Source organism: Arenibaculum sp., assembly GCF_035998295.1.
Classification (GTDB): domain Bacteria; phylum Pseudomonadota; class Alphaproteobacteria; order Azospirillales; family Azospirillaceae; genus DASYHS01.
Genome location: NZ_DASYHS010000249.1, coordinates 1 through 10,518, shown reverse-complemented (window position 1 = coordinate 10,518; position 10,518 = coordinate 1). Strand labels below are relative to the sequence as shown.

7 protein-coding genes are annotated in these 10,518 nt (G+C 71.4%); 2 read left to right on the top strand and 5 right to left on the bottom strand.

The window, feature by feature from the left end; all coding sequences use genetic code 11:
* On the top strand, nt 1-294 hold a 294-nt coding region (locus tag VGO20_RS23540), incomplete at its 5' end, for a hypothetical protein (protein WP_327504833.1).
* Nucleotides 281-907, top strand: a complete 627-nt coding sequence (locus VGO20_RS23535) for a PAS domain-containing protein (RefSeq protein WP_327504832.1) — start codon at nt 281-283, stop codon at nt 905-907. The genes VGO20_RS23540 and VGO20_RS23535, both read left to right, overlap by 14 nt.
* A gap of 123 nt (nt 908-1,030) precedes the next feature.
* On the opposite strand, the gene VGO20_RS23530 is transcribed toward VGO20_RS23535, so the two are convergent.
* The 5 genes from VGO20_RS23530 to VGO20_RS23510 all read right to left on the bottom strand — a co-directional run bounded on the left by VGO20_RS23530 (nt 1,031) and on the right by VGO20_RS23510 (nt 10,470).
* A complete protein-coding gene (locus VGO20_RS23530; protein WP_327504831.1) occupies nt 1,031-2,482 on the bottom strand; it encodes an MATE family efflux transporter in 1,452 nt (483 codons plus the stop codon).
* Nucleotides 2,451-3,515, bottom strand: coding sequence for an LLM class flavin-dependent oxidoreductase (locus VGO20_RS23525; RefSeq protein ID WP_327504830.1), 1,065 nt, complete (start codon nt 3,513-3,515; stop codon nt 2,451-2,453). The genes VGO20_RS23530 and VGO20_RS23525 overlap by 32 nt, the downstream gene beginning before the upstream one ends.
* A complete protein-coding gene (locus VGO20_RS23520) occupies nt 3,512-4,381 on the bottom strand; it encodes an alpha/beta fold hydrolase (RefSeq protein ID WP_327504829.1) in 870 nt (289 codons plus the stop codon). Before VGO20_RS23520 ends, VGO20_RS23525 begins: the two co-directional genes overlap by 4 nt.
* A 13-nt stretch (nt 4,382-4,394) precedes the next feature.
* Nucleotides 4,395-5,747 carry an aminotransferase family protein gene (locus VGO20_RS23515; RefSeq protein ID WP_327504828.1) on the bottom strand — a complete coding sequence of 451 codons (1,353 nt, stop codon included), beginning with the start codon at nt 5,745-5,747 and terminating at the stop codon, nt 4,395-4,397.
* A 64-nt stretch (nt 5,748-5,811) separates the two neighbouring features.
* A complete protein-coding gene (locus VGO20_RS23510; RefSeq protein ID WP_327504827.1) occupies nt 5,812-10,470 on the bottom strand; it encodes a non-ribosomal peptide synthetase in 4,659 nt (1,552 codons plus the stop codon).
* Nucleotides 10,471-10,518: the final 48 nt, after the last annotated feature.

Sequence of the window (10,518 nt, the reverse complement as noted above, 5' to 3'; positions counted from 1 at the left end):
GATCCGCTGCACTTCCCCCCGCTCGTGATCACTCAGTTCCCGAAGCCGAACAACCATGACGCTGCTCCCAAGCACATGCGCATACCCCCTCAACAGCGCCGGGACACAACAATCTCTGACGATTTGCCGGATGCACCACTTAGGCAATCTGGCCGGACAGCACCGTTCCATCGGCGTTCAAGGATCGAAACGATCAATCTCGTCCCATCCACCGACATCCAGGACACGCCGTCGACAACCTCGATGGCGGTGACTGTCGCCCCATCTGCGGGACAAGCGCATGCGCACCCGTGAACGACCGTTGCTGAGCGGGCCGTCGGGCGCATGCGTGACGACCGGGCGGCTCGATGGCGAGGCCTCGCGCCCGAAGGATGAGGCGCCGCCCGCCATCGCCAGCGCGGCGCTCAGGTCCATTTACGACTACTACCGCTCGCTGGCGCCGGACGGAACGATGCCGGGACGCCGACACATCGATCCGGTGGATCTCCGCGCCCTGCTGCCGCACATCGTTCTGGCCGACGTGCTCCCCGACGATTTCCGCCTCAGGCTGGTCGGAACCCGGGTCGTGGACATCTGGGGAAAGGACCATACGGGCCTTACCTTCGGCGACCTGCCCCAGACCGAGTTCGTCGCCCTGCTGCGGCGCAGCTATGCCCGCGCGCGGGAGGAACGGCGCGTCGTCCATACCTGCACGCCCCATCCGTTGCCTTCCCTGGTCTTCTACGAACGCCTGACGTTTCCGCTAAGCAGCGACGGCGAAACGGTCGACATGGTCATGGGCGCCGTCGACTACGTGCAATTGGACACGCCTCGTCCCATCACCTTCCATGACTGTTGCGACCATACCCGGGCCCTCGGGAGCGAGGACGCGCCACCGACGGCAGGCCGGCGGCCAACAAGCCGGTAGGCCTCGCGGGGACATCGACGCGGGCGCCCCAGCTCTGGACGCCATCGGCAATCGACGCAACGGCGGCGACCACAAGGATCGCTCGGCCGGCGGAGCGGCTCCTCTGGCGAGTTCGCCCACGACCTACGAAAGCCCGGGCTTCATGTCGCGAGGCTCTCTCGCCAGGTCCGCCCGCCCGGGCGGCGGCGGGTTCCGCACGGGCCCGATGCGCGAAGCGCGCCACCGGCCGAACCGGTAGTAGAGACCGGTCAGCAGAAGCGCCGCGGCGAAGCCGAGCGGGAAGCTCCACCACAGCGCGTCGGTTCCGAGATGAGGCTGCAGCAGGGCCGCGAAACCCAGCCGGACCGGCAGCATCGACACGGCGGCGATGACCAGCGGCGCCATCACCGCCCCGTTGGCCCGGACGACGCCCGACAGGATCGTGGACGCGCTGAACAGGACGAAGCCCCAGCCCGTGACGAGGAGGATGTGCTGCGCCACAGTTGCGGCGGGGCCGCCGGCGGGCAGGAAGATGCCGATCGCGAGATGTCCGGCGACCAGGGCCGCGACGACGAGCGACGCGGTCACCGCAAGGCCCAGCAGAAGGCCGGCGCGTGCGACCTCGCCAACCCGGTCCCAGCGCCCGGCTCCGATGTTCTGGGCCGCCATCGCCGATACCGCCGCGCCGACCGCGGTCCCCGGCATCTGGATATAGGTCCAGAGCTGGGATGCCGCCCCGAACGCGGCGACGGCGGTGGCGCCGTGCGCGTTCACGAGGCCGGTCATCGCCAGCGCCGCGGTCGAGGCCACCACCATCTGCATCCCGATGGGCAGCCCCTTGGCGGCGAGCGTGCGGCTCAAGGCCAGGCTCGGGCGGAGATACAGCAATTCGCGGCCGCGCAGCCGCAAGGACAGGTCCCGCGCATAGATCGTGCAGAGCATCGCTGCCAGCCCGACATAGGTCGACACCACCGTGGCGACCCCGGACCCGGCGATGCCCAGGCGCGGAACCGGCCCCCAGCCCTGGATGAACACGGGGTTGAGCAGGGCGTCGCCGACCACCAGCGCGACCATGAACCAGACCGGGGTGACCGCGTCGCCCGCGCCCCGCAGGCCCATCATGATCAGCAGCAGGACGAAGGCCGCGGGGGTCGACACCAGGACCGCGCGCAGATACGCGACCGCCAGGGGCTTGACCGGCCCGGGCGTCCCGAGGACGTCAAGGAGCAGCGGCGCGAGCACCCACGCCGAGGCCGCCAGCGCGGTCGAGACCACCGCGAACAGGCCGACCGCCCCGCCCATGGCGCGCCGCGCCTCGTCGAGATCGCCCCGCCCCTTGCTCTGCCCGACGAGGATCATCGCCGCGACGCCGACGCCGAACACGAGGCTCGACATCAGGAAAAGGACGATGTTGACGGTGTAGCTGGCCGCCAGCGCATCCGCCCCGAGGAGCCGGCCGACCCACATCGCGTTCACCGAGCCTTGCAGCGACTGCAGCATGCTCGTCGCCAGCGTCGGGACGGCCATGCCGATGAGCCCCCTGCCGATGGGGCCGGCGGTGAGATCAGTTCCCGCCTTTCCCGCCGATGTCGACATCCGGCCCCTCCCCGTCTTCCTCGCCTCGCCTGATGGCGCCGAACAGGTCCGTGATCGCGTGCGCCTCCTCCTCGGTTTCCAGCGAGTCGATCAGGAAGGTCCGGTATCCGGCCGAGACGTAGTCCGCCAGCACGGCCCCGACCGCCGCATGGCTGCCGACCAGATACGGGCAGCTCCGCTGGAAATGCTTGAACGGACCCAGCCAGTAGACCCCGCTGCGGATTTGGGCCGAGGCGTCGAGCAGCGTCTTCACCCACCGCGAATCCGAGACGCCGCTCGCGTATTCGCGGATCGCCGCTCCGTCGGGATCGGCGGGGAACCTCCGGTTCGCGACGTCCCAGGCCTCGGCGTCGGTCGACCTGGCGATGATCCCCAGGCGGACGCCGCGCTCCAGTCCGGGTTCCGTGGCACGGTGGCTGGCGGCACCGGGCGCTTCCGGGTACTGGATGGCGCAGGCGCCGAGCGCCCTGGCGACGTCCCGCGCGGCCTCCGACGAGCCCGACATCAGGAAACCGGTCCGGATCGAGGCGGAGGGCCGCTGGACCAGTTGAAGGTTCTTCACGGCGTAGTACCGCCCCGCGAAGGATACCGGCCGGGGCGAGCCGAGAAGCTCCTTGACGATCCTGCCGTATTCGCCGAGCCGCGCGTAGCGCTCGTCGTGGGGGACCGCGTCGTTCAGGCTCTCGCGGTCGCGGGGATGGTCGCCGGCGACGAAGTTCAGGTCCACGCCCCGCCCGTGCAGGGCGGCCAGGCTCGCCAGCTGGTTGGCGACCGTGAACGGGTGGGAATAGATCGGCTGGATCGCGACCAGCGGCCTCAGGCTCCCGGTGTTCAGGACGAGGAGCTGCGCCAGCAGCCACGGGTCGAGCGCGTTGTTGCTGGTGTAGATGAGCGCCGAGGTCCAGCCCGCGCGGTCGGCCCATCCCACCGCGGCGTTGAAGCGGCCGATGAACCGTTCCCCCGTCTCCCCGGCGGTGCGGGTCGGCGTGCTGCCGATGATCCGGATCTCGCGCTTCGCGGTCATGTCGGTCATCGCGGGGACCTGCCGTCCGGCCCGCGGCCCGCCCAGGGCTGGTCCGCGAGGAGGCCGAGCACGTCGCGCTGCCGCGCGAACATGTCGAAATGCCCTTCGCCGCGGCGGCGGTGCAGCACCGCCCGCGGGACCGTGGCCGCGACGTGTTCGGCATGGTGGATCGGGACCAGGGTGTCCCGGTCGCCGTGCCAGAGATGGAGCGGCACCGCGACGTCCTGAAGCCGGAAGCCCCAGGGGGCGACGACGGCCAGATGGTCGCTGACCGTCCCGGCCTGTCCCTGGCGCGTCATCTCGCCGTGGTTCTCGATCAGCATGTCCAGCAGGCCCGGAATGCGTGACAGCGTCGCGAGCTCCGCCTCGGGCATGGCGGGCGCCGTCCGCCTGCGGGACAGGAACCGGCCCAGCCGTTCGGGCTCGGCGCGCGCGATCGCGTATTCGGCGACGTTCTCCTCGCTCATCCCGTCCAGCGCGCCGGGTCTGTCGAGCGGGCCCAGCCCCGCCACGATGGCGGCGGCGGCCACCCGGTCCCCCAGCGCCCAGGCGGTGGCGAGCGCGTATGGCGCCCCGCCGGACATCGCATGGAGCTTGAAGCGGTCCAGTCCGAGATGGTCGGCGAGCCCGGCGACCACCGATGCGCAATCCAGCAGCGTCCATCCCGGCACGGGTTCGGCGGCGCCGTAGCCGGGGCGGTCCAGGGTGATGAACCTTATGCCGAGCGAGGCCGTCACCGCCTCGTCGACATAGCGCTCCAGCCTGGAGCCCGGCGTTCCGTGCAGGTGGATGACGGGCTGGCCGCCCGGGTCGCCCCATTGGACGAAACCCGTGCTCCGTCCGCCGGCGAGGGGGAGGGTTTGCGTTTCGGGCATGTGCCTGTCCACCTCACTCCGGACGCATCACGGCTCGCGCGGCGGCGAGGAGGCTCTCGACGATCCCGTCGATCTCGGCGGGACCGATCGTCAGCGGCGGCAGCAGCATGGCATGGTCCCCGGCCGTCGTCCCGGCCCCGCCGCTGCTGGCGTAGATGATCAGGCCCCGGCGCAGGGCCGCACGCTGGAACCCGTCCGCCGCCTCGCCCGGCCGGGACTGGCGGTGCCCCGGCTGCCGGCGGATGTCGAAGCCGATCATCAGGCCTTCGCCGCGCACGTCCCGGATCACCTCCGCGAGGTCGCCGTCTTGCAGCCTTTCGCGCAGCGACGCGCCCAGGCGGCGGACGTTCTCCAGCAGGTCCGGCTCGCGCAGGCGCTTCAGCACCTCGAGGCCGACGGCGGCTCCGACCGGGCTGCAGGCATGCGTGTGGCCGTTCTGGAACGGGCCCTCGCCCGTTTCGAACGCCTCGGCCACGCGAAGGGACGCCAGCACGCCCGAGAGCGGGAAATACCCGGCGCTCATCGCCTTTCCGCAGACGAGGATGTCCGGGATCACCTCCCAGATCTCGCAGCCGAAGCGGTGCCCCGTCCGGCCGAAGCCGGTCATCACCTCGTCGAAGATCAGAAGGATGCCGTAGCGGTCGCAGATCTCCCGGACCCGGGCCAAGTAGCGGGTGTCGGGCACTGCCGCGCTCAGGGCGGCGCCGACGATCGGCTCGACGATGACGGCCGCCACGGTGTCGGGGCCCTCGGCCAGGACGGCTGCTTCGATCGAACTCGCGCAGTCCACCTCGCACGCCCCGGCGGCATGGCCGAACTCGCAGGCCGCGCAATGGGCGGAGGCGGCCTTCGCGACCTGGCCCAGGGCCTTCTCATAGGGCTTGCGCCGCCCGAGGAAGCCGCCCGCGCCGAGACCGGCCAGGGTGTTCCCATGATAGGACCCGCGCCGTCCTATGACCTTGGCCCTCTCCGGACGGCCCGAGGCGAAATGGTAATGGATCGCCAGCTTGATCGCGGCCTCGACCGCGTCCGAGCCGCTGGTGAAGGTGAGCGCGCGGTCGAGGCCGGCCGGCGCGAAATCGACGAGTTCGCCGATGTAGCGCTCGACGATCTCGACGCCGAGGCTGCGGGACGGAAACAGCGTCAGCGTACCGGCCTGGGCGGCGAGCACGCCGACCATTTCCGCGTCTCCATGGCCGAAGATCAGCGAGCCCGACCCGCCCGACGCGTCGAGATAGGTCGTGCCGTCCTGCGAGGTGACGTATGGGCCCGAGCCGGAGACGACGTGCGGGTACGTGCCGCCGCGTGTCGGATACGCCGTTCTGGAGGCGATGACCGCCCGGTGACGATCGATGTCTTGCAGCATGTGGACCTCTATGCCTCGGCGTCCGAAACGGCGTTGCGGGATGGTGGACGAGGGGATCGCATCGCTATCCGCCCGGCCCCCGGCAAAGGAACTCGACCAGGCAGGTCTTGAAGCGGGGGGCGGCCAGCGTCGTGCGATGGTCCCCGGGCACCATGGCGACCCGGGCGTCCGCCAGGGCAGCGGCGAGCCTGCCGGGCCGCCTCGCCAGGCGGTCGTCCTCGCCCGCGACGATCAGCGTCGGGACCCGGACCGACGCCAGTGGGACAGCACCTTGCGGTGGTGCCGACAGGTGGGCAGCCAGGGCGATGCGGTCCGATCCGCTGCGGTCCGCCAGGTCGCGGAACCAGAGCGCGTCGGGATCGACGGCCGGGTCCGGCTCGTCCGCCACGAGCGCGTCGACGATGTCGGTGACGGGAAACGCCTCTTCTGCTCCGCCGCCGGGGATCAGGCCCTCGCCGACGCCGGCGAGCACCAGCCTCCTTACGCGCGCATCGCCGGCGGTTGCGCGCAGCACCGCCACGGCACCCATCGAGAAGCCGACGAGGTCGGCTTCGCGGGCGCCGAGATGGTCCAGCAGCTCGCGGATGTCGAGGGCGGACCGCTGCAGGCCGTAGCGTTCGGGGGAATGCGGCTTGTCCGACTCGCCATGCCCGCGCGCATCCAGCGCGACCACGCGACGGCCTTGCGACCTCAGCTCCGACACGACGCCGGTGAAGACCCAGTCGAACGCCGCGTTCGTGGCGAAGCCGTGCTGCAGCACGACGACCGGGCCCGAAGCGTCGTCCCCCCAGGTCTGGTAGGCGATCCTCTGCCCGTCGGAGGTGTGGAGGAAGGCCATGTCCCTGTCGCCGGATTCCAGGCGGGCGGCGAAGCTGGCCACGGTCGGCGCCTCGAACACCGAGCGCAGGGACGCTCCGATGCCGAACCGCCGGCGGACGGCCCCGATGACCGTCGTCGCCAGCAGCGAGTGGCCGCCGAGCTCGAAGAAATTATCGTGCCGGCCGACCCGCTCCACGCCGAGTATGTCGGCCCAGGCCGCGGCCACAGCCTCCTCGGTCGGGCCCACCGGCGGCTCGTAGGCGCGGGCGGCGAAGGCCTCGCCGCCGGGCGGCGGCAGCGCCTTGCGGGCGAGTTTGCCGCTCGACGTCGACGGGAAGGCCTCCATCCGCACATGGGCGGCCGGCACCATGTGCCCGGGCAGGACCGACACCAGATGCGCGCGCAGGGACGACGGCTCCGCCTCGCCGGAGTAATAGGCGACCAGGCGCCTGTCGCCAGGCTGGTCCTCGCGCGCCAGGACCACGGCTTCGCGCACGCCGGGGCACTCCAGCATCCGTGCCTCGATCTCGCCCAGCTCGATCCGGAACCCGCGCATCTTGACCTGGAAGTCCGCGCGGCCGAGGGATTCCAGCGTGCCGTCCGGCCGCCAGCGCCCCAGGTCTCCCGTCCGGTACATCCGCCCCCCGGGTGCGCCGAACGGACACGGGAGATAGCGTTCGGCCGTGAAGCCGGGCCGGTTCAGGTAGCCGCGCGACAGGCTGTCGCCCGCGAGGTAGAGCTCGCCGACCACCCCGGCCGGCACGGGCGTGAGGTCCGGGCTCAGCACGTAGATCCGGGTATTGTCGACCGGCCCGCCGATCGGGACCCTCGCGTCGGACGCGTCGGGATCGACGCAGGTCGTGGCGGCGTCGGTGAACTCGCTGCATCCGTACAGATTGATGATCCTGCACCGCGGCAGGCACCGCCTGATCGACTGGAGGAGTGCCGGCGACAGCTCCTCGCCGCCCAGCGTCCAGCTCCTCAGTTCCGTCAGGCGGCCCAGGCGGCCGGTCTCCAGCATCGCCGCCCCCTGCGAGGGTACCGTCACGATGTGATGGATCGACGCCTCCTCCAGCGCCCCGACGAACGCGTCGGCGTCGATGGTGACCTCGTGCGCGAAGATCACGACGGTCTTGCCCCGCACCAGCGGGCAGAGGATCTCGAAGACGGAATCGACGAAGCCGATGGAGGCCTTCTGCGCGCAGCGGCTGCCGTCGAAATAGGGATCGATGTCGTCCTGCATCCGCGACCGGTTGAGGACGCCGGCATGCGTGGTCAGCACCCCCTTCGGTCGCCCGGTCGAACCGGAGGTGTAGATGACGTAGGCCAGGTCGGCTGGCGTGACGAGACCGGGGAGCGGCGGCGTCGGCCAGTTGCCGATCCGGATGCCGTCGAGGTCCAGCGACACCGTATGGATGCGGTGGCCGGCCAGCGTGCCGGCAAGTCCGCTTCGGGTGACGATCACCTCCGCCCGGGTGTCCTCGAGCATGAAGCCGAGACGTTCGGCCGGATAGGCCGGATCCATGGGCACGTAGACGCCGCCGGCCTTGAGGATCGCCAGCAGCCCGACCACCAGCTCGGGAGTTCGTTCGAGGTGCAGGCCCACCATCGCGCCGGGTCCGACGCCGAGGGACCGCAGATGGTGCGCCAACTGGTTGGAGCGTGCGTCCAGCTCCGCGTAGCTCATCGATCGGGCCTCGTGGACGAGCGCCGTCGCGTCCGGGGTCGACGCCGCCTGGTCCTCGAACAGCTCGTGGATGCACCGGTCGTGCGCACGGCCCCTGGCCGTATCGTTCCACTCCACCAGCAGGCGGCGGCGCTCCTCCGGCGGCAGCACCTCCAGCTCGCCGACCGGCGTCGAAGGATGCCGTTCCAGCGCCTCGACCAGGGTTTCCAACGCCCGGTGCATCATCGCGCAGATCCGCTCGGGGCCCGTGTCGCCCGGCGCCTGGGCGCTCAGCTGGAAGGCGTCGCCCAAATCGTCCACGGCCATCAGGAGCGGGAAGTTCGTGCGCTCCTCGCCTCCGATGTAGCCGATGTCGGCCCAGGCCGCCTCCGCCCCCTCCGCTCTCCAGTCGGAGGGCAGGACGCCGTGGCGGAAGTTCAGCAGGGAGGTGAAGAGCGGCACCTGCGGATCGAGGCCGCTGCACCGCTGCGCGAGCGCCGCGGACGCATGTTCGTGGCGCATCAGCTCGCCCAGCAGCCGGTGGACCTCGACCACGCTGTCACGGGCGCTCGACGCGCCCAGGCGCAGGCGGATCGGCAGGGCGTTGATGAAGAGGCCTACCGCCCGGTCGGCCCCTTCCCCACCTTGCATGCGCCCGAACAGCACGGTGCCGAATACCGGGTCCCTGCGTCCCGAAGCGAGGCCCGCCACCTGCCCCCAGGCCACGTGGACCACGCTCGCCGGGCTCACCCTCAGCGACCGCGCCGCGTCGCGCAGTCTGCGCCCCAGGCCGGCGTCCACCAGCCGGCGCGCCTCGACGGCCCCGCTGCCGTCGCCGCGCACGTCCATCAGTCCGAACGGTGCCGTCGGCTCGTTCACGTCCGCCAGCATCGCCCGGAAGAATGCCCGGTCCTCCTCCTCCGACCGCCCCAGCCGCGCCCGGGCCACGAAATCGCGGAACGGCAGCGGCGCCGGCAGCGACGACGTCCGTCCGGCCATGAACGCGCCGATCTCGGCGTTGAGGAGCTTCAGCGACGTGGCGTCCTCGATCAGGTGATGCAGCAGCCACATCGCCACCCAGCGCGCGTTCACGGGATCGAAAGCCACCGCGAGGCGCATCATCGGCGCGCGGCGAACGTCGAGCCGGTAGTGCCGGCGATCGAACTGGTCCCGCAACTGCTCCGCCACGTCGCCCGCACCCGGGTCGAGGACGAGCTCCTCCACCGCCACCGGCGCCTTGCGCCACACCACCTGTACCGGTTCGGCCAGGCCTTCCCAGACCACCGCCGTGCGCAGGATGTCGTGCCGCGCGACCACCGCGTCCAGCGCCGCGACGAAGCGGTCCAGCCGGCCGCGGTCGGCGAAGCTCATCAGGCTCCGCAGCAGGTAGGCGTCGCCTTTTTCGGCCATCAGGTGGTGGAATAGGATGCCTTCCTGCAGCGGCGCCAGCGGGTAGACGTCCTGCACGTTGGCCGCGCCGCCGGCGACCGTCGCCACGATCCCGTCGATCTCCCGCTGGCTCAGGCTCACCAGCGGCAGCAGGTCCGGCGTGATCGCGGTGCAGTCCCGCGGGATCAGGTTGGCCGGCACCGCCACCGCCGGTTCGCTGGTCGTCGCCTCGGCGGCGAGTCCCGACAGGCTGGGTGCCGCGAACAGCATCCGCACGTCGCCGTGCAGCCCTTCCCGGCGCATGCGCTCCAGCACCCGCACCGCCAGCAGCGAGTGGCCGCCGAGATCGAAGAAGTTGTCGTGCCGGCCGACCCGTTCCAGCCCCAGCACCTCGGCCCAGATCCGGGCCAGCGCCTCCTCCACCGGCCCGACCGGCGCCTCGTAGGCGTGGGACGCATAGGCGTCGCCGTCCGGCGCCGGCAGTGCTCCGCGGTCGAGCTTGCCGTTGGCGGTCAGCGGCAGCGCGTCGAGGCGCACATAGGCCGCCGGCACCATGTAGTCCGGCAGCGCCGAGCCCAGATGCGCCCGCAGCGCCTCCGCCCCGGGCTGCGCACCGGCCGCCGTGGTGTAGTAGGCGACCAGACGGTCCTCGCGCGCCACCACCACCGCCTCGCGCACACCGGCACAGCCCGACAGCCGGGCCTCGATCTCGCCCAGCTCGATCCGGAAACCCCGCACCTTCACCTGGAAGTCGTTGCGACCCAGGAACTCCAGGCTGCCGTCCGCCCGCCACCGCGCCAGGTCGCCCGACCGGTACAGCCGGTCGCCCTCCACGAACGGGCTCGCCACGAACCGCTCCGATGTCAGCCCCGGCCGGTTCAGGTAGCCCCGCGCCAC